The sequence below is a fragment of the Prauserella marina genome (assembly GCF_002240355.1).
GTDB classification, from domain to species: Bacteria; Actinomycetota; Actinomycetes; order Mycobacteriales; family Pseudonocardiaceae; genus Prauserella_A; species Prauserella_A marina.
This window is the reverse complement of record NZ_CP016353.1, coordinates 5,930,793-5,950,366: the sequence shown is the minus strand read 5'-3', so window position 1 is coordinate 5,950,366 and position 19,574 is coordinate 5,930,793. Positions and strand designations below refer to the sequence as shown.

Genomic DNA, 19,574 nt, shown 5'->3' with positions numbered 1-19,574 from the left:
GCAACGGGCCAAATCCATGAAACGCGTATTCGTCGTCGGTGTCGGCATGACCAAGTTCGTCAAGCCTGGCAAGCCCGATCCCAACTACCCCGAGCTGGCCAGTGAGGCCGTGACCGCGGCGCTTGCCGACGCGGGCATCGGCTACCCGGACATCGAGCAAACGTGCGTCGGCTACGTGCACGCCGATTCGACGGCCGGCCAGCGAGCTGTCTACGAGCTGGGCATGACCGGAATACCGGTGCTGAACCTCAACAACAACTGCGCGAGCGGGTCGTCGGCGCTGTTCTACGCACGGCAGCTCGTCGCGGGAAACCTGGCCGACTGCGTGCTGGCACTGGGTTTCGAGAAGATGCTGGGTGGTTCGCTCGGCACTCCGGCCCATCCACAGGCGACGAACCCGGTCGAGAAGTTCATGGCCGCGGCGGCGAAACTGCGGGAACCGACCGGCGGTCCCGTCGTGCTTGAGATGTTCCGCGCCGCCGGGCTGGACCACATGGAGCGGTACGGCACGACGGCCGAACAGTTCGCCAAGGTCGCCGAGAAGAACCACCGGCATTCCGCGGCGAACCCCAACGCGCAGTTCCAGGACGTGTACTCGCTGGAGGAAATCCTGTCCTCGCCGCTGGTGTGCGATCCGCTGACCAAGTTGCAGTGTTCGCCGACGTCCGACGGTTCGGCCGCGGCCGTGGTCGTCTCCGAGGAGTTCGTCGAGCGGCACGGCCTCGCGGACCAGGCGGTCGAGATCGTGGGGCAGGCGCTGGCGACCGACACCGAGGACGCCTACGACAACGCGTTCACCATCGTCGGCGCCGGGGTCAGCAAGCGCGCCGCGCGGCAAGCCTACGAACAGGCGCAGCTCGGCCCTGACGACATCGATGTGATCGAACTGCACGACTGCTTCTCGATCAACGAAATCCTCACCTACGAGGCGCTGGGATTGTGCGGGGAGGGTGAGGGCGGTGCGCTCGTCGACGCCGGCGAGACGACCCACGGCGGCGCGTGGGTGGTCAACCCCTCCGGCGGGCTCATCTCCAAGGGACATCCGCTGGGGGCAACCGGACTCGCGCAGTGCGCCGAGCTGAGCTGGCAGTTGCGTGGAAAGGCCGACGCCCGCCAGGTCGAGAACGCCCGCGTCGGGCTGGCGCACAACCTCGGCCTCGGCAGCGCGGGCGTCGTCACCATCTACCGGAAGGCGGCCGCGTGACTCAACTGGTGCGGTTCGAGCGCAAGGGCGCCATCGCGGTCATCACGATCAACCGGCCTGAGCGGAAGAACGCGTTCGACCTGGCGACGGCCTACGCGATGGAAGCGGCGATCGACGAATTCGACCGCGACGACGAACTCAGGGTCGCCGTGCTGACCGGTGAGGGCGACGTTTTCTGTGCCGGGCAGGACATCATCGCGGCTGGCAAGGGGGAACTGGGCAAGACGGATCGTCGTGGTGGCGCGGGAATCATGGCCCAGCCGCCGGAGAAACCGATCATCGCCGCCGTCGAGGGGCACGCGGTCGGCGGTGGGCTCGAACTCTGTTTGAGCTGCGACCTCGTCGTCGCCTCACGTACGGCAAAACTGGGTCTGCCGGAAGCCAAGCGCGGTTTCCCTGCCATGGGCGGTGGTTTGTTCCGGTTGCCGAAACGGATTCCTTACGCCATGGCGATGGAAGCCGCGGTGACCGGCGCGACGTGGTCGGCCGAACGGTTCCACGAACTGGGGCTCGTCAACCGCCTCGCCGAACCTGGTGAAGCGCTTGGGGTCGCGCTCGTGCTCGCGGGTGAGGTCGCCGCGGCGGCGCCGGTCGCGGTGAAGGCAAGCAAGGCGATCGTGCGCCGTAGTCAGGAGTGGACGGACACCGAAAGCTGGCTGAACCAGGAACCGTTCGTCGACGAGGTGCTGAATTCGGCCGACTACCACGAAGGAATGACCGCCTTCGCCGAGAAACGGCAACCGGAATGGAAGGGGCGCTGACACGTGAGTGAGACCCGGCAGATACTCGACGTCCAGGGCAGGGTTGCCGTCGTCACCGGGGCAGGGCAGGGAGTCGGCCGCCAGATCGCGCTGGATCTCGCCGCACACGGGGCCGGTGCGGTGGTGGTCAACGACATCGACGCCGGACGCGCGGAACAGGTCGCCGAAGAGATCAGGCGAACGGGCACGAAAGCCGTTGGCGCGCAATGCGACGTCGTCGACTTCGATGCCGTCGGCGCGATGTTCGCGGCGGCGAAGGACTCCTACGGCCCGGTCGGGGTTCTGGTCAACAACGCAGGCAATCAGGGCGGCGACGCGCCGCCACCGTCGGTTCCGTTCTGGGAACAGGGACCTGAGCAGTGGGCGCCGTCCGTCGGCGTCAACCTGCACGGCGTCCTCAACTGTTCCCGGCACGCTCTCGCGCACATGGTGGAGAGCGAAACGGGAGGAAGGATCGTCACCGTCATCTCCGACGCGGGGCGGGTCGGCGAGATCGGCGGGCTTGAAGCGTATTCGGGCGCCAAGGCAGGCGCGGCCGGTCTGACAAGGGCACTGGCTCGGCTCGGCGGCAGGTATCAGGTCACCGCCAACTCCGTCGCGCTCGGTGCTACCCGCACCCCGGCGACCGAGCAGTTTCTGGCCGATCCCGAGCGGAACAAGCGAATACTGTCGCAGTACATGGTGCGCCGGCTCGGCGAACCGGCCGACGCGTCGGGAATGGTGGTTTTCCTCGCTTCTGCGGCGGCGTCCTGGATCACGGGACAAACCGTGCCCGTCAACGGCGGCTACTCGGTGACGCTTTGACGGCGAGCGAGTTCACGAATGGCATATTCGGTATCGCGGGGAAAACCGCCGTGGTGACCGGAGGTACCAGCGGTATCGGGTCGATGATCGCCGAAGGTCTCGTGCGTGCGGGAGCGCGCGTGATCGTCGCCTCCCGCAAGCCGGACGTGTGCGAGGACACGGCGAATCGGCTCGGCGTGTTCGGCGAGTGCACAGGGATAGCGGCCGACGTCTCGAAGCCCGAGGGTGCTGAGACACTGGCTCGTGCGGTGGACGACGTGTTCGAAGGCGGACTCGACATCCTGGTGAACAACGCGGGGGCGACGTGGGGGCTCCGCTTGCGGAATTTCCCGACGCCGCATGGGAAAAACTGGTCAACGTCAATCTGGCCGGGGTGTTCCGGCTGACGGTGGCGTTGCTGGATGCGTTGCGCGCGGCCGGAAGCGAGCAAGACCCGGCACGAGTGATCAACATCGGTTCGATAGCCGGGCTGCGGGTGACTTCCCTGGAGAACTACGCCTACAGCTCGACCAAGGCGGCAGTGCACATGCTGACCCGGCACCTCGCCGGGCATCTCACCGGCGACAACGTGACCGTCAACGCCATCGCGCCCGGATACTTCGAGAGCAAGATGAGCGCGTTCGTGTTCAACGACCCCGACACGAAACGGGAGCTGGAAGCGTCCATCCCGATGGGAAGGGTCGGCACGACATCGGACATCGCGGGCGTCGTCCAGTTCCTGTCCTCGCGCGCGGGTGCCTACCTGACCGGTGTCGTGCTTCCGCTCGACGGCGGCGTCGTGGACTGCGCGTGAGCGCTAGGGACCCGACCTGGGTCACGAGGGTGGGGTGGAGCGGGCAAGCGGCGCCAGTTCCACGGCGACCCGAAGGGAAAGGCTGGCCGGATCGACCTTCCTGCCGAGCATGGCCTCGATGCGCTCGACCCGCTTCACCACCGTGTTGGGATGAACGTGCAGCCGCCGCGCGGTCCTGGTCGGGCTCGCTAGCTCGTCGAGGTACACGCGCAGCGTCCCCACGAGGCGCGCAGCGAGTTCGTCCGTGCCCGCCAGCCTGCCCAGCTGGCGGTGGACGAACGCGGTGGCGGAACTGAGATCACGGGAAGCGAGCGACGCGACGGCCACGTTGTCGAAGATGACGGGCTCCGGCCGTTCGGCGAGTCCGGTCGCCTCGCCGACCCTGCGTGCTTCCAGCGCGTCGAAATGGCTGGCGCGGAAGCCTTCGGCGCCCTGTTGCGGCGAACCCCACGCGCAGTGAATGCCTGCCGGCAATCCGATGTCGCGCACGACGCCGAGCCAGGTGTCGTTGTGGCAGGTGATCCAGCCGAACTGGCAATGGTCCTCCGTGGACACCCTTAGATGCTGACGTGGCCGGATGTGCTCGGTCAGTGTGGAGAGAACGCTGTCGAGCCGGTCCAGGTTGGACAGATCGTCGACCCAGGCCACATAGGCCACGTGGGTCGCGTTCAGGTCGTAGCCGAGTGCCTGCTCCGCGGCGGAGGGAGTCACTGATCCGGCGAGCAACGCCGTGACCACCTCGGAGCGTTGTGACGTCGATCTCCGTTGCAGCAGCGCGCGTTCGGCGGCGTATGCCGCCGCGGTTTCGCCGCTCGCGACCTGGAAATAGGCGAAAAGGCGGGCCGAAGCCAGTTCGAGGACCTCGGCTCGCTGTTCGGGTGCCAGCTTGTAGGGGCCGTTGCGCAAGGCGGCGGCGATCCGTCGCCACAGACCGGCGTGGATCTTCTCGAAGGCCCGCAACAACGCGGGCAGCGTCGGCATGTCCTTTCGAGCCAGCGCACGGGTGTGTCGCGTGAGGAAAGCCGGTAGCGCCACGTCTGTTTCGGACACCGAGTGCCGGACGCTGTCCGCGAACGCCATGAGATGGACTCGCACCGAGTGCCTGATCTCGCCGCGCGGGTCCTGCCTTGCGACCGCGAGTTCGGGAACGTCGGCCAGCTCGCCGTCCACAAGGGCGTCGAGCAGGGCGTCGAACTCCGCGTCGAGCCAACCCGCCAGCCAGCCGAGGCGTTGCGAATCCACGCCGCTCCGCCGATCGATCGTCATTGACCTGCCCATGTCGAGAGGCTAATCGGGCCTCCGGCGCGGAACATTCCCTCCGGCGCACGACACTTCCCCTCCGGCGCACGCTCGCCCTGATGTTCGTGGGCACCACCGCACGGTGTCATCGGAGCCCATTGAGCGGTCGCGTGATGGTGACCAAGGTTATGCCGGTGCCGCGCACGACGCGGTTCGGTCTCTCGTGGAGTGTCTGGAGAGGAGTGACATGGCGGTCATCACGATCGATATCGACACGGGGGGTACGTTCACCGATGGCTTCGTCGTGCGGGACGGCATCGCGCACACCATCAAGACGTTGACGACCCCCCACGATCTCGCGGTGTGCTTTCGCGAGACCATCGAGGGCGCGGCGGCCGCTGTCGAGCTGACCGTACCCGACCTGCTGCGCGAGACGGTCTCGGTGCGCTACGCCACGACCGTGGGAACGAACACCGTCGTGCAGCGGCGCGGGCCGCGAATCGGCCTGCTCACCGACGCCGATTCGGCCGACCTGAAGCAGGACGCCGGAGTGCGGTTGTTCGTGGAACCCGCCATGGTCGCGGCGATACCGGCGGGTGAGGGCGACCCGGGGCAGCGGGCCCTGCCTGCGCTGCGTTCGTTGCTGCAAGACGGAGCGCGCGGGCTTGTCGTCGCCTGCTCGGACGACGCGGCCGAGGACGAACAAGCGCTCGCCGACACTTTCGCCGAACACTATCCCCGGCACTGCCTCGACGCGGTGCCGCTGCTGCGGGCAGGCGAGGTCGCCGCCGACCCCGACGTCGCTCGCCGGAGGTCGACGGCGTTGTTCAACGCCTACGTACATCCGGACGTCGCCGACTATCTCTACCGCGCCGAGGACTACCTGCGCGACAACGGTTACCAGCGGCCATTGCGGATCGTGCACAACGACGGCGGTGCGGCGCGAGTGGCGAGGACCATCGCGGGCAAGACCTACAACTCGGGTCCGATGGCGGGGCTGCTCGGCGCCCGCACCGTCGCCGAGCACTACGGGTTCGACGACCTCGTCACCCTTGACATGGGCGGGACGAGCCTCGACGTCGGCATCCTCAGTGCGGGCGAGGTGCCGATGCGCGAGCACGGCATGGTCGAGGACGTCGAGATCTCCTTCCCGCTTCCCGACCTCGTTCCGCTCGGCGTCGGCGGAGGGTCGATCGCCTGGCTCGACGGCTCCGAACTCAAGGTCGGTCCGCACAGCGCGGGCGCGAAACCCGGCCCTGCCTGCTTCGGCTTCGGTGGTACCGAGCCCACGATCACCGATGCCGATGTCGTGCTCGGTGTGCTCCGGCCCGAATCCTTCATGGACGGCAAGATGGGCGTCGACCGGGCCGCCGCGGAACGCGCGTTCGAACCGCTGGCGAAGGTGCTCGGGTCGACCGTGCAAGAGGCGGCCGAGCGCGTGCTCGCGACGGCGCATGGCGACACGGGAGCGCGGCTCGCGGCCGAACTGGCCGAGCGCGGCGTCGATCCGGCTTCGGTGACCGCGCTCGCCTTCGGCGGCAACGGCGCGACGCACGGTGCCGCGATCGCCGAAGCAGCCGGAATCGGCGAGCTGGTCGTCCTGCCGTTCGCTCCGGTCTTCTCCGCCTACGGAGCATCCACAGTGGACATCCGGCATCGCCACGAATCGATCGCGGGCGAGGTGAGCGAGGAGACGCTGACCGCGAGGGCGCTGCGGGACATGCGCGGCGAGGGCATCCAGAGCCAGGACGTCACGCTTGAGGTGACCGCGTTCCGGCGCGACGGCGTCGAATGGACGGCGGTAGAGGCGACCTACGCCCTTCCGCACGTGGGACTGGCCCAGCCCGACGCCGGTGCGCGCGGCGGGGCGTCCGGCACGACGAGCCCTGTCCGCTGGCCCGGTCACGGTGAACTGCCGACCGCGGTGCTCGACCGGACGGCGTTGCGCACCGGTGATCCGGTGTCCGGTCCCGCGCTCGTCGAGTCCTCTGCGACGACCTGCACCGTGCCACCCGGTTGGACGGTTGCGCTCGACGACAACGGCGCACTGCGGCTGACCGCCCCGACAAGGAGTATCTGATGAGTGATCGACGCCTCCGGGTCACGGAATACCTTGAGATCGACCCCGAGACCGAGACCTGGCATTGCGAGCGTTGCGGGCATGCCATCGGCCCGGCGAGGGAGAACTACAAGCGCGGGCTCCTGCTCAACGACAGGAACCCGAGGGAAATCCACCCAGGACGGTTCGAAGGCGAGCACGATTTCGCGCCAGACCCCGCCTGGTGCCGGATCGTGGAGTACTACTGCCCCGGCTGTGCCGCTCAGGTGGAGACCGAATACCTGCCACCGGGGCACCCGTTGGCCTACGACATCGAGATCGACGTGGATGCCCTGCTGGCGAGGGCATCCGAGATCCGCGAAGGGCAGGCACGCTGATGGAGATCAACGTCGACATCGGAGGGACGTTCACCGACTGCCTCGCCACGGCCGAGGACGGTCACATCCGCACCGCCAAGGCCCTCACCACGCACCACGACCTCTCGATCGGGTTTCTGCGTGCGGTGGAGGACATCGCGGCCGAGACCGGCCTCGATGTCGACGGGCTGCTTGACGGGACGACGACGATCCGGTACGCGACGACGCTGGGAACCAACGCGCTGATCGAGCGAGCGGGTCCCCGGCTCGGACTGCTGACCACGCGTGGTCACGAGGACACCGTCCCCATCGGACGGTGCAGGCAGTGGGCCGACGGCCTGCCCGCCACCGCGACCCGCGATCTCTCCCGCGCTCAGCGGCCCGAACCGCTGATCGAGCCGGAGTGCATAGCCGCGCTGACCGAACGCGTCGACTCCAACGGGAACGTGGTCATGCCACTCGATCCCGAGGAAGTTCGCGAGCGCGTCATGGATCTCGTCGACCAGGGCGTGCGCGGATTCGTGGTGTGCCTGCTCAACGCACACCTCAACCCTGAGCACGAGAAGGTGGTGCGCGCGATCGTCGAGGAGGAGTACCCCAACACCTACCTCGGCCGGTTCCCCACGATCCTTTCCCACGAGGTGTCGCAGCGTGCCGGTGAGTACGGGAGGTCGATGACGGCGACGATCAACGCCTACCTGCATCGCTTCACCGCCGACCGGCTTTCCTCACTGCGGGACAAGCTGCGCGGACGTGGCTACCGGGGCGAGCTGCTGCTCGTCCACAACAGCGGTGGAATGGGAAGCCTCGCCGCGACGACGCCGATCCAGACCGTCCACGCCGGACCGGTTTCCGGCCTTTACGGATCGCGGCATCTGGCGCAGAGCCACGGTTTCGACAAGGTCGTCACCACCGACATGGGCGGAACCTCGTTCGACGTCGGCATCGTGGTGAGCGGTTCGGTTCGCTTCTACGACTTCAATCCCGTCATCGACCGCTGGCACGTTCAGGTCCCGATGATGGACATCGCCGCGATCGGAGCGGGTGGCGGTTCCATCGCCAGGGTCGATCCGATCACCGGAATCGCCGTCGGCCCCGAGTCGGCGGGCTCCAACCCCGGCCCAGCCTGTTACGGGCAGGGCGGCACCGAACCGACCGTCACCGACGCGAACCTCGTGCTCGGCTACCTCGACCCTGGCAACTACCACGGCGGCAAGCTGCCGCTCGACCGCAGGCGCGCCGAGCGGGCGATCGAACGCCGCATCGCCAAACCCCTCGGCGTTCCGGTCGTCGAGGCAGCCCGGCGCATTCGCAAGGTCGTCGACGAGGCGATGGGCGCCGAGATCTTCAAGGGAATCACCGTCAAGGGCTATGATCCCCGTGAGTTCGCGGTGTTCTCCTTCGGTGGCGGTGGCCCGATGCACGCATGTGGCTACGCACGGGCACTCGACGCGAGCAAGGTCGTCGTTCCGCCGCACAGCTCGGTGTTCTCCGCTTCCGGCGCGGCCGGTCTGGAACGGCTGCACATCTACGAGCGGTCAGCGTGGATGGTGTTGTTCAACCCGTTGGTCAAGCAGCTGTTCAGCGACTTCGACAGCTTCAACTCCATTGTGGATGAATTCCACGACAGGGCCGTTTCGGACTTCGCGGGTCAGGGTTACGGGGCCGGCGACATCGAGACGGTCGTCGAACTCGACATGCGCTCGACGGGCCAGCTCTACGTCATCACGATCGCGAGCCCCGTGCGAAGGCTGGAAACCCAGGACGACCTCGCCGCCGTCATCAAGGCGTACTTCGAGGAGTACGGCGACCGCTTCGGGGATCTGGCGCTGACAAAGGAGATCGGCATCTCGATCGACGCCATCCGGTTGCGGGCCTGGATTCCGAGGGCAGCGCCGAGGCAGGTCGAAAGGGAACCTGCCGGTGGACCGGTCAGCGCCGCCCGCAAGGGATCGCGGGAGTGCTGGTGGGCCACGACGGAGCAACCGAGGGAGACCGAGATCTACGACTACGCGGCACTCGGCCCCGGGCACCGGCTGACCGGTCCCGCGATCATCGAGGCCGCCAACACGAACATCGTGCTTGAGCCGGGGTGGTCGGGCGAGATGGACGCGTACGGCTTCTTCACGATGCGGCAGGAGGGCAAGGCATGAGCACGGCCGAGTCGAGCACCGAGCAGTTCTTCGCCGACCTGCTGAACAACCAGCCGGTGATGTACGGGCCGGACCCCGAGATCAACGCGGAGTACCGGTTGCGGCCGCGTACCGAACGCGAGAACGAAGCACTCGCCGCGATCACCGACCCAGCCGACCTTTCGGTGGGACTGAGCAGGGTCGAGGCGGTGTTGCAGTCCTCCATCGAAATGATGCAGCAGATCAGCGCGTCGGCCGCGGCGAAGTGGGGAGACCTGATCGTCGGCATCTACACCAAGGAGGGCGACTTCGCGGTCGCCACGTCGAGCGGCGTGAACATGTTCTCCGCGACGACCTCGTCGGTGCCGAAGTTCATCGCGCGCTACTGGGCTGACGAGCCGACCGTCGGCATCGCCGAAGGGGATGTCTTCTACCACAACGACGCCAACTACGGCGGGACCCACAATCCCGACCACACGTTGCTCATCCCGTTGTTCTGGAAGGGAGAGCACATCGCGTGGATCGGCGCGATCATCCACGAGGGCGAGAACGGCTCCGCGATCGACCCCGGTGGTTTCTCGGTACGGGCGACCACCAAGTACGGCGAAGGAATCCGGATTCCGCCGATGAAGATCGGCGAGAATTACATCGTTCGCCGCGACGTCGTGAACCTGTTCCAGAACCAGGTGCGCGATCCGATGTTGTGGCTGACCGACATCAGGTCGAAGCTCGCGTCGGCGCGAGCGGTCGAGAACAGGCTGCACGACTTCATGGGGGAACGTTCCCCAGAGCTGCTGATCGCGACCATGCGCTCGGTGCTGGAGACGACGGAGGCCGAGGTGCGGCGCCGCATCGCGGCCTGGCCGGACGGCGTTTACCGGTCCGTGCATTTCGGGGACAACACGTTGATGGAGGAGCGGCTTTTCAAGGTCGCCATCGAGTTGGAGAAGCGTGGCGACAAGCTCACGGTCCGCACCAAGGGCAGCTCGCCATCGATCGATCGCGCGCTCAATGCCCAGGCTCACTTCACGAGGGCCATCGTCGGCAACCTGTTCATGAACTTCCTTTACGGGGACCTGCCCCGCACGGCGGGATTCATCGCGGCGCTCGACTACGACCTGGAGCCGGGGTCCATTGTCACGGCGGGGCCGGAGCAGCCCAGTTCGCTGTCCCTGCTGACGATGTTCACCGTGAACGCGGCGCTGCACCAGGCGGTGACCAAGGCGATGTTCGCGGTTCCCGGCGGCGCGAAGCCGATGGCGCCCTGGTACGCGCAGATACCCACTTTGCAGTACGGCGGCCTGACTCAGCACATGCAGGTCAACGCGAACGTCTCGACGGAGATGAACGCGGCAGGCGGCGGAGCGCTCCACGATCGCGACGGCGAGCACGCGGCGGGGCCGATCTTCGCGCCGGTGTCGGACTGGGGCGAGATGGAGTTGCGGGAGGCCGAACTGCCGTTGCTCGGCCTGTGGCGGCGCATTCCGGCCGACAACCACGGTTTCGGCAAGTTCCGTGGCGGGGCGTCCGTCGAGTGGGCCTACATGCTTTACGGCAGCCAGATGTTCGGCTTCGGCATCACGAGCATGGGCGGCCGGTTCCCCGTCACGGGCGGGATGTTCGGCGGCTACGGCGGTTCCTGCACACCGCTGACGAGGATCCGGCCCTCCGGCGGCGTCGACGCGGTGCGGCGGTGGCTGCTCGACGGCGGCAAGGGGCTGACCTACGAAGCCTCGACGATGGTGAGCGAACAGCCGATCGAGGGCGAGTACCTGGTGGGAGAGCCGATGGAACCCGCCGACCCCAGGGTCGAGGGCGACATCTGGATTCAGCGCGTCGGCGGCGGCGGCGGTTACGGCGACCCGCTGGAGCGCGACCCCGAGGCGGCGATGCTCGACCTGCGGCGTGGACTGATCAGTCCCGAGGTGGCGAGCCAGGTCTACCGGCTGGTGTGGGACGAGGAGCGGATGGAGGTCGACGTCGAGGCGACCGAGACGGCTCGTGCCGAAGAGCGTGCGGCACGACTGGCGCGCGGCAAGGGCTACGACGAGTTCGTCGCGTCATGGCGGGCGGAATCGCCCCCCGAACATCTCGGCTACCTCGGTTCGTGGGACTGGCAAGACGGCGAGACCGGCGAGGAATGACGATGTTGTTCGCGCCCGTCCTTTCCGAGGTCGCGGCCAGGATGGCAGGCGCTGGGCCCGAACCAGGGTCCGGCGCCGTCCCCATGGCCTACCGGCTGCGCGACGCCGTCGAGTTGGTGCGTCCTGACTGGGTGGTGACCCATCACGACCAAGGAGCCGAGGCTCGCGCGGCGCGGACAGCGGGTGATGTCGAGCTGGTCGACGTCGCGCTGGCTGCTCTCGACCCGGTCGCCGGACTCGTCGAGCTGGTCGAGGTGCTGGCCGCGTTGTACCCGGACACCGTGGTCGCCGCGTCGGTGACGGGGCCTGCCGGAATGGCCGCGGCCATGGAAAGCGGCGGGGACTCGGCCGACCTGCTTGATTGCGGGGACGTGCTGGCCGAGCTCGTCTCGGCTTACGTGGGCGCCGGTGCGAGCAGGGTGCTGGTGTGGGAGCCGGAGGTCGGCGACGACATCGCCGACGAGGTGATAAGCGCGCACACGTCGATCGTGCGCAGGCTGGACATGCTGGGCGTTCCCGGGGTGCTCTGCGGCGGAGCCGCCATCGACTCCGCCGGATACCGGGCGCACGCGCTGAACGGCGGCGGCCGGGAGGCGACGCTGGTTCCCCCGAACGCGTTCTCGCGGGGGGCGGCGGGTAGTTTCGCCGAGTTGTTGCCAGGCTCGGCGGCTCACGGTCTCGTGCTCACCGATGGACCGGTCTCCGCCGACTGCGACCTCGGACTGTTGAGTGCGGTGAGCGTTCGGAGGACAGGATGACGATCCCGAGTCACGGTATGGAGGTGCGCCTGGTCCGGCGGCCGGTGGGAACACCGGTCGCCGACGACTTCGAGGTCGCCTCCGTTCCCATCGCCGAACCGGGCGAAGGCGAGGTTCTCGTGCGCAACGATCACCTCTCGGTGGATCCGTACATGCGCGGCAGGATGATCGACACCAAGTCCTATGTGGAACCGTTCGCGCTCGGGGCTGTGATGAACGGTGGCGCGGTGGGAACGGTCGTCGGTTCCGGAGCCCCGGAACTGCCGGTCGGAACGACCGTGCTGCACGACCATGGATGGCGCGAGTACGCGCTCGCGCCATCCGCCGACTTCCAGCGGGTCGATACGACGCTCGCTCCGGCTTCGGCATATCTGGGAATACTCGGTCTTCCCGGAAGGACCGCCTACTTCGGACTGTTCGACGTGGCCGCCATGCGGCCTGGCGACACCGTGTTCATCTCGGGAGCAGCCGGTGCGGTCGGCGGTCTCGCCGGGCAGTTCGCCAGGTTGCGCGGAGCGCGCAGGGTGATCGGCTCGGCTGGTTCCACCGACAAGGTCGCCTACCTCCGTGACGAACTCGGGTTCGACGCGGCTTTCGACTACCGCGACGGCGCCGTGCGGGAACAGCTCCGCGCCGCGGCACCCGACGGGATCGACGTCTACTTCGACAATGTCGGCGGCGACCACCTGCGAGCCGCGATCGCCGCGATCCGGCCGTTCGGCAGGATCGCGCTGTGCGGAGCCATTTCCGGCTACAACCAGACGCGTCCGGCACCTGGCCCCGACAACCTGATCCTTGCCGTCGGCAAACGGTTGAGCCTGCGCGGATTCGTCGTGTACGACTACGCCGACCGGACCGACGAGTTCGAGGCGCAGGTCGGTCGCTGGCTACTCGAAGGTCAGGTGCGGTTGCGCGAGACCACTGCCTCCGGCATCCACGCCGCCACCGGGGCGTTTCTCGGCCTCTTCGACGGAACCAACACGGGCAAGATGCTCGTCAGGCTGTGAACGCTCACGCGTTGACTCCGCCGTCGACGGTGATCGTGGTGCCGGTGATGTAGGCACCGGCTGGGCCGGCGAGGTGAGCCACGGTGGCCGCGATGTCGTCCGTCGTCGCGTAGTGCCCGAGTGCGGTGAGTGCTCGCTGATCTTCGGCCCCTGCCGAGTCGGCGGGGTTCATGTCGGTGTCGGTGGAACCGGGGTGGACGACGACAGCCGTGATTCCGCGTGGCCCGAGGTCACGGGCGAGCCCCTTGGTGAACCCGACGAGGGCCGACTTGCTCATCGCGTACAGGCTGATCCCCTGGCCGAGAGCCCGGTCGGCGAAGTTGCTGCCGATGCTGATGATCCGCCCGCCCTGACCCAGGTGCGGGACCGCCGCCAGCACGGCAGCGAACGCCGCCCTCGCGTGAACGGCCATGGTGCGCTCGTAGTCGGCGATGGTCAGCTCGTCGATCAGGCCGTAGCGGAAGATCCCGGCGTTGTTCACCAGGATGTCGACGCCGCCGAACGTCTCGACCGTCGTCGTGACAGCCGCCTCCACCTGCTGAGGGTCTTCCATCGCGGCCGGTACGGCGATCGCGGTGCCTCCGTCGGCGACGATCCGGTCCACCACCGCGTTCGCCTTGCCGGGCGAGGAGTTGTAGGTCAGCGCGACCCGCGCGCCCTCGGCGGCCAGCCTGGTCGCGATCGCGGCACCGATCCCCCTGCTTCCTCCCGTGACGAGAGCCGTCTTGTCGTTCAGCGAGCCCATATCTGCCTCCGTTATTTATGTAGTGATCGCTACTAAAAGCTATTATGTAGTGATTGATCCTGAAAAGGCAAGGCAAGCGAGGAGGTGTTCGGCAGTGGTGAGAGGGAGGCCACGAAGCTTCGACAAGGACGCGGCGTTGCGCACCGCGATGGACTTGTTCTGGCGACGCGGCTACGAGGGAGTCTCGGTCGCGATGCTCACCGAGGCGCTCGGCATCACGCCGACCAGCCTCTACGCGGCTTTCGGCTCGAAGGGTGAGCTGTTCGAGGCAGCCATCGAGCTGTACGACCCGCCGGGTGCATCCCCGACCGACCGCGCGCTCGTGCGCGCGGGGGCAAGGGAGGCGATCGAAGGGGCGCTGCGCGACAACGCCGACGCCTACACCGATCAGCGGAATCCGCCTGGCTGCATGGTCACGCTGGCTGGGCTCAACCTCGGCTCCGGGCACGAGGACGTCGGCGGCAAACTCGCCGAACGCCGTCGCCTCGCCGAGCGCAGGATCCAAGCACGCATCGAGCGCGGTATCGAAGCGGGTGATCTCCCTGCTTCGCTGGACGCGGCCGTCGCGGCGGCCTATGTCCAGACCGTGCTGCACGGACTGTCGATCCAGGCCCGCGACGGCTGCACTCGCGAACAGGCCCACGCCATCGTCGACGTCGCCATGGGCGGCTGGGACGCTCTTGTCGGTGACGCGGAGAAGGCAGGGACAGCTCACCCGCCATTAGGATCGTGACCATGCGAATCGAGGTGCTGGGGCCCGTTCGGCTCAGTACCGGGGAGGGCGTCCCCGTCGAGGTGGCCGAACGCCAGCTTCGGCTGTTGCTGGCCTCGCTGGTCGTCGCCGGCGGCGAACCGGTTTCGGCCGACGCGCTCATCGACCGCCTGTGGGAAGGGCGACTGCCCGCGAATCCGGCGAAAGTGCTCAGGGCAAAGCTTTCCCGGCTGCGCTCCGTTTTGGACAAGGCGCGACCCGGCGCTCGGGAACTCTTGACCCACACACCGGCGGGCTACCGGCTCGCCCTTTCACCGGACACAGTGGACGCCGTCAGGTTCAGGGACGCGGTCGAGCGCTCACGCGGGGCAGGTACACCGGCACAGCGGGTCGAAGTGCTGAGGGACGCGCTGGAATCGTGGCGAGGGGAGCCCTACGGCGACGCCGTCGACGAGATCTGGCTCGCCCCGAGCGTATCGGAGCTGAGAGAACTACGGGCCGGGGCAAGGGAATCGCTGAGCGAGGCGCTGCTGGACAATGGAGAGCCGGAGCAGGCGCTCGGCGTCGCCAACGGCGTGGGGGAGTCGCATCCTGCTCGCGAGCGGTCGGCCGCGGCCGTGATGCTGGCGCTGTACCAACTTGGCCGACAACGGGAGGCGCTGGAGACGTTCGAGAAGCTGCGCCACCACCTTGCCGACGAACTCGGCGTCGATCCCAGTCCTCAGGTGCGTGAGCTGCACGGGCGCATCCTTCGCCAGGATCCTTCACTGGTCTCGAAACCGGCTGCCGAGCCCGTTCCGGCGCGGAAAGCCCGCACCAACATCCCTGCCGAGACGACACCGTTGATCGGTCGGCGAAGCGAGAGCCGCCAGATTGCGGAATTGCTGGCCGAGGCGCGTTTGGTCACGTTGACCGGCATCGGCGGGGTCGGCAAGACGAAGCTGGCGCTGCACGTCGCGCGCGAGCAAGCCCCTCGGTTCGAACGCGGAGGCTGGTTCATCGACCTGACCGAACTCGCGGCCACGCCTGAGGGGCCGAGGTCGGGCGAGCGCGTCGCGGCCTCCGTCATCGCCGCGCTCGACCTTCCCGAACCGGGGTCGCCAACGGGCAACGGCGAGCGGGTGCGAGAGGCGATCGGCGCGCGGCCGGTGCTGTTGGTGCTGGACAACTGCGAGCACGTCATCGCCGAGGTGGCGGCCTTCGTCGGCGAGCTACTGCGCGAGGCGCCAGCAGCCCGGGTTCTCGCCACCAGCCGCGAGCCCATGGGACTGCCGGAGGAACAGCGGTTCAACGTCGCGACCCTCAGTACGGAACCGGGTGAGGACGGCGAAGCCGGTGAGGCGGTGGAGTTCTTCGCGGCACGGGCGAAGGCGGGCGACCCGGACTTCGCGATCGACGCCGAGACGGCAGAGGCGATCACCGAATTGTGCAGGCGGCTCGACGGGCTGCCCTTGGCGCTGGAACTGGCCGCGAGCCGTATCCGAGGGCTTTCGGTGCCGGATCTGCTTGAGCGGCTCAGTGAGCGGTTGAGCATCCTGCGCCGTCCCGGCCACGCGGTGCCGCGACGCCAGCAGACCCTTCGCGGCATGATCGATTGGAGCTGGTCACTGCTCGATGAGAAGGAGCAGGCCGTGCTGCGCCGCCTCGCCGTTCATCCAGGCAGTGTGGGTCTTGCCGCGGCTGAGGCGATCTGTGCCGACGATCCCGGCACGGGTGCATTGGTGGATCAGTCCGAAGTGGTCGATGTACTGATCGGCCTCGTCGACCGCAGCATGGTCACCACCGTCACTTCGCCTGCCGGTGTCAGGTACGGCCTGCTGGAGTCGATCGCGACCTATGCCGAGGAAAAGCTCGACGCGGCGGGAGAACGTACCCGCGTCGTCCGGCGACACGCCGAGTACTACCTCCGCTTCGCGTGGCAAGCCGACGCGGGCCTGCGCGGTGTGGAGCACCGGCGGTGGCTGACTCGGTTCGAGGCGGAAAGGACGCAGCTGCGCAACGCCTTCGACGAGGCCGTTCGCAGGGGAGAAGGGGACAACGCGGTCGCGCTGGCCGTGGCCACGTTCTGGCATCAATGGATGACCGGGCGCCACGGTCACCTCCTGGGGGATCTGGTGTCCGCGATGGATCTCCCCGGCTCGCGCGGCGACGAATACGCCGCCGCGGCGACGTATGCCGTGTGCCTGAGCCTCGACACCGAACCAGGAAGGGAAGTGCACCGGGTCGACGAGGCGCTCGCACTGTTCTCGGGCGAACGCGGCGTGCGGGCGAGGGTGCAATGGTTCGCCGGGTCTTCCTTGTTGTCCACGGGTATCCGCGAGGACGGTGAGCGGCACGTGGACGAGGCCATCGGCGAACTGGAGGCGGCTGGTCTCCACTGGGATGCCGCCGTCGCCGCGAGCCAGCGGGACTGGTTCGTCGTCAGCAACTGGGGTGAGCCGCCGCGGGGGCTTTCCGGAGGACGCGATCCCGAGGCGGTGTGGCGTGAGCTTGGTGGCGGGTATGGTCTCGCGCAGGTACTCGCCGTCGAGTATCAGAAGTCCGAAGTGGATGGAGACCACGTCGGGGCGGCCGGTGTCGTCGAGCGCGCGCTGGAAGTCTGCCTCGATCTCGAACTGTGGGCCGAGGCGTCCTGGTGGTACGTGGCGGCCGCGATAACGGCGTTGCGATCAGGGGACCTTGCTCATGCCACGACCTGTCTCGGTAACGCGAGAGGGCTCGCCGCGGACGTAGCCTACGAGTACGGTCTCGACTTCGCCGCGTTCGCCGAGTCGATGATCGCCAGATATCACGGGGATTTCCCCCGCGCTCGCTCGCTGCTCGACCACTGGATTCTGCGTGGCGCCACGGCTGTCCAGGAACCGATCATGCTGTTCGAGGACGGATTCCTCGCGGTGTGGGAAAGCCGAATTGAGCATGCCGAGAAGGTGTTGCTCTCGTTGCGTTCGCTGTACTCGGCGCCCCGGCGCGCGAGCAGTCCGCTGGTGGAGGCGCGGTTGCTGGAACTGGCCGCTGCCGTCAGCGCGCTGCGCGCCGACCGGGAGGCCGCCGTCGAGCTGCTTGGTACGGCCGAAGCCGTTCGTGAGCGCGCCGGGGTGCCCGCTTCGGCGCCGGACATCCGCGACGCCGATCGCGTTCGCTCGCTCGTGGACGCGCAGCACTAGCGCCCCGCGAGTCCCGCGTCCAGGACGTCGAGATCCGCGTTCGTGCGCGCGAGATCCGCACTCGGGCCGTCGAGATCCGCATCGGGGTCGTCGGCTTCCGCGACCGATGGCAGTTGGACCCCGCGAAGGCCCCGCAGGACGAAGACGATGGTGGCGACACCGAGCAGGACGGCGGTCGCGTAGGCCGCGACGGTGCCAAGGGAAAGGGCCTCCTGGGTCACGGTGATCATGCCGTCGCCGGTGTCCCCTCGAAGCCCTTCGGCGACGGTCATCGCGCCGCCTGGACTCTGCGTCGCCGCTTCGAGGTCGGCAGCCGAGACGTCCGAGGGAGCCCTGCCGTTGAGCACGCGACCGAAAACCGCCATGGCGAGGCTGCCGATGAGGGCCATGCCGAATGCCCCGCCGAGCCCGGCGCCGATGTCCTGGATCGCGACGGCCGATCCGGCCTGCTTCCTCGGAGCCGACGTGACGATCAACTGGGCTCCGAGCAGCATCAGCGGGTTGACGCCGAACGCGATGGCGGTCGTTCCCGAGATCAGCAGCCAAGTCTGATGTGGAACGACCAGAATCGAGGTGATGATCGCGAGCGCACCGCCGAGCGCGATCACCAGGCCCGAGGCCATGATGTGGGAGGGGGCGAATCGCCGTGCGATCGGGGGAGTCACGATCGTGCTCAGGATCGCGGCGATGCCGGGAACGGCAAGCAACAGCCCGAGCCGCGAGGTCGGCACACCGGTGACGAGTTGCAGGTACTGCACCAGCAGAAAGTCCACGGCCACGAAAGCCAGTGAGGACAACACGAATGCCGACACCGTGACCCGGAGTGCCTTGATGGAGAACAGCTTCAGATCGAGCAACGGGTTGTCGAGACGCCGCTGCCGACGGATGAACCATGCGCCCAGCCCGAAACCGGCGAGCGTCACCAGAACGTAGGGAACGGAGACACCCTGGTCGGCGATCTCCTGTAGCCCGAAAACAACTGACATGACCGCCGTGATGGAAAGCGCGACGCTGGGCATGTCGATGCGGTCGGCGGTCCGCTCTCCGCCGCGGGGAAACAACAGGAGTCCACCGGTGAGCACGAGTGCGGCGACCGGAACGTTGATGAGAAAGACCGAGCCCCACCAGAAATGTTCGAGTAGCAGCCCGCCGATGGGTGGCCCGAGCGCGCCGCCGACGGTGAACGCTCCCATCAGCACGGCGAAGGCGATGCCGAATTGCTTGCCGGTGAACATCGAACGCAGCATCGCCATCGCGGCGGGGGTAGAGGCACCCGCCGCCACCCCGATCAGTACGCGGGCGGCCAGCAGGGTCTCCGGGTTCGACGCGAAGGCGGCGAGTGCCGAGGCGAGACCGTAGAGGCCCATGGCGGCAAGCAGCAGGAACCGGGGCCCGATCCGGCCGGTGAGCCAGCCCATCGTGATGACGAAACCCGCGCCGACGAACTCGCCGATGTGCATGATCCACAGTGTTTGGGTCGTCGAGGGAACAAGGTCGGCCGTGACGGCGGGCATGGCCATGAACATCACGGTGAAGTCGGTGGCCATCATGAACAACGGCAGCGCGAGCAGTACGAGGCCGGTCCACTCACGCCAGGTCGGCCGCTCGGGGGCGGTGGTGGGGATCATGGCACGGGGCCTTTCTCGTGCGAATGACCGCCGTGCTTTCGCACCGGCGTCACCGTGACGTCTTGGCG

General features: G+C 67.8%; 14 protein-coding genes and 1 pseudogene. 12 read left to right on the top strand and 3 right to left on the bottom strand.

The genetic code is table 11. The features are described 5' to 3' along the window. The first annotated feature begins 16 nt into the window (after positions 1-16). The 4 genes and pseudogenes from BAY61_RS27450 to BAY61_RS27435 all read left to right on the top strand — a co-directional run bounded on the left by BAY61_RS27450 (position 17) and on the right by BAY61_RS27435 (position 3,562). Complete coding sequence (locus tag BAY61_RS27450; protein WP_091803703.1) at positions 17-1,204, top strand: thiolase C-terminal domain-containing protein; 1,188 nt, start codon at positions 17-19, stop codon at positions 1,202-1,204. Then, positions 1,201-1,965: a crotonase/enoyl-CoA hydratase family protein gene (locus BAY61_RS27445; RefSeq protein WP_091803706.1), complete on the top strand. Its 765-nt coding sequence runs from the start codon at positions 1,201-1,203 to the stop codon at positions 1,963-1,965. The genes BAY61_RS27450 and BAY61_RS27445 overlap by 4 nt, the downstream gene beginning before the upstream one ends. 3 nt (positions 1,966-1,968) lie before the next feature. Continuing rightward, a complete protein-coding gene (locus BAY61_RS27440) occupies positions 1,969-2,769 on the top strand; it encodes an SDR family NAD(P)-dependent oxidoreductase (protein ID WP_091803708.1) in 801 nt (266 codons plus the stop codon). 83 nt (positions 2,770-2,852) lie between these two features. Next, a pseudogene (locus BAY61_RS27435) lies at positions 2,853-3,562 on the top strand (SDR family oxidoreductase). 21 nt (positions 3,563-3,583) lie between these two features. Here the strand turns inward: BAY61_RS27435 and BAY61_RS27430 are convergent. After that, positions 3,584-4,804: a PucR family transcriptional regulator gene (locus tag BAY61_RS27430; protein WP_170140176.1), complete on the bottom strand. Its 1,221-nt coding sequence runs from the start codon at positions 4,802-4,804 to the stop codon at positions 3,584-3,586. 244 nt (positions 4,805-5,048) lie between these two features. On the opposite strand from BAY61_RS27430, the gene BAY61_RS27425 reads away from it, so the two are divergent. The 6 genes from BAY61_RS27425 to BAY61_RS27400 are packed head-to-tail and all read left to right on the top strand — an operon-like array spanning position 5,049 to position 13,257. Continuing rightward, a complete protein-coding gene (locus tag BAY61_RS27425) occupies positions 5,049-6,881 on the top strand; it encodes a hydantoinase/oxoprolinase family protein (RefSeq protein ID WP_091803714.1) in 1,833 nt (610 codons plus the stop codon). Beyond that, entirely contained in the window at positions 6,881-7,237 is a 357-nt protein-coding gene (locus BAY61_RS27420) for an acetone carboxylase subunit gamma (protein WP_091803717.1), read from the top strand. Before BAY61_RS27425 ends, BAY61_RS27420 begins: the two co-directional genes overlap by 1 nt. Then, positions 7,237-9,369: a hydantoinase/oxoprolinase family protein gene (locus BAY61_RS27415; protein ID WP_211323560.1), complete on the top strand. Its 2,133-nt coding sequence runs from the start codon at positions 7,237-7,239 to the stop codon at positions 9,367-9,369. Before BAY61_RS27420 ends, BAY61_RS27415 begins: the two co-directional genes overlap by 1 nt. Then, complete coding sequence (locus BAY61_RS27410; RefSeq protein ID WP_091803721.1) at positions 9,366-11,492, top strand: hydantoinase B/oxoprolinase family protein; 2,127 nt, start codon at positions 9,366-9,368, stop codon at positions 11,490-11,492. Before BAY61_RS27415 ends, BAY61_RS27410 begins: the two co-directional genes overlap by 4 nt. Positions 11,493-11,494: 2 nt before the next feature. Continuing rightward, positions 11,495-12,250, top strand: a complete 756-nt coding sequence (locus BAY61_RS27405; protein WP_091803724.1) for a hypothetical protein — start codon at positions 11,495-11,497, stop codon at positions 12,248-12,250. Next, positions 12,247-13,257: an NADP-dependent oxidoreductase gene (locus BAY61_RS27400; RefSeq protein WP_091803727.1), complete on the top strand. Its 1,011-nt coding sequence runs from the start codon at positions 12,247-12,249 to the stop codon at positions 13,255-13,257. The genes BAY61_RS27405 and BAY61_RS27400 overlap by 4 nt, the downstream gene beginning before the upstream one ends. Positions 13,258-13,261: 4 nt before the next feature. Here BAY61_RS27400 and BAY61_RS27395 read toward each other — a convergent pair whose 3' ends face one another. Next, positions 13,262-14,002: an SDR family NAD(P)-dependent oxidoreductase gene (locus BAY61_RS27395; RefSeq protein WP_091803730.1), complete on the bottom strand. Its 741-nt coding sequence runs from the start codon at positions 14,000-14,002 to the stop codon at positions 13,262-13,264. 94 nt (positions 14,003-14,096) lie between these two features. On the opposite strand from BAY61_RS27395, the gene BAY61_RS27390 reads away from it, so the two are divergent. Together BAY61_RS27390 and BAY61_RS27385 are read left to right on the top strand one after the other, a co-directional pair. Next, positions 14,097-14,735, top strand: coding sequence for a TetR/AcrR family transcriptional regulator (locus tag BAY61_RS27390; RefSeq protein ID WP_245865488.1), 639 nt, complete (start codon positions 14,097-14,099; stop codon positions 14,733-14,735). Between the two features lie 2 nt (positions 14,736-14,737). Continuing rightward, positions 14,738-17,878: an ATP-binding protein gene (locus tag BAY61_RS27385; RefSeq protein WP_091803733.1), complete on the top strand. Its 3,141-nt coding sequence runs from the start codon at positions 14,738-14,740 to the stop codon at positions 17,876-17,878. Here BAY61_RS27385 and BAY61_RS27380 read toward each other — a convergent pair. Then, a complete protein-coding gene (locus BAY61_RS27380; protein ID WP_091803734.1) occupies positions 17,875-19,506 on the bottom strand; it encodes an MFS transporter in 1,632 nt (543 codons plus the stop codon). The two genes, BAY61_RS27385 and BAY61_RS27380, sit on opposite strands and share 4 nt — an antisense overlap. Between the last annotated feature and the right edge of the window lie 68 nt (positions 19,507-19,574).

Bases quoted from the DNA above. Each gene is read 5' to 3' on its own strand.
- BAY61_RS27450 (WP_091803703.1), top strand. From the start codon at position 17: ATGAAACGCGTATTCGTCGTCGGTGTCGGCATGACCAAGTTCGTCAAG.
- BAY61_RS27425 (WP_091803714.1), top strand. From the start codon at position 5,049: ATGGCGGTCATCACGATCGATATCGACACGGGGGGTACGTTCACCGAT.
- BAY61_RS27420 (WP_091803717.1), top strand. From the start codon at position 6,881: ATGAGTGATCGACGCCTCCGGGTCACGGAATACCTTGAGATCGACCCC.
- BAY61_RS27415 (WP_211323560.1), top strand. From the start codon at position 7,237: ATGGAGATCAACGTCGACATCGGAGGGACGTTCACCGACTGCCTCGCC.
- BAY61_RS27410 (WP_091803721.1), top strand. From the start codon at position 9,366: ATGAGCACGGCCGAGTCGAGCACCGAGCAGTTCTTCGCCGACCTGCTG.
- BAY61_RS27405 (WP_091803724.1), top strand. From the start codon at position 11,495: ATGTTGTTCGCGCCCGTCCTTTCCGAGGTCGCGGCCAGGATGGCAGGC.
- BAY61_RS27400 (WP_091803727.1), top strand. From the start codon at position 12,247: ATGACGATCCCGAGTCACGGTATGGAGGTGCGCCTGGTCCGGCGGCCG.
- BAY61_RS27395 (WP_091803730.1), bottom strand. From the start codon at position 14,002: ATGGGCTCGCTGAACGACAAGACGGCTCTCGTCACGGGAGGAAGCAGG.
- BAY61_RS27385 (WP_091803733.1), top strand. From the start codon at position 14,738: ATGCGAATCGAGGTGCTGGGGCCCGTTCGGCTCAGTACCGGGGAGGGC.
- BAY61_RS27380 (WP_091803734.1), bottom strand. From the start codon at position 19,506: ATGATCCCCACCACCGCCCCCGAGCGGCCGACCTGGCGTGAGTGGACC.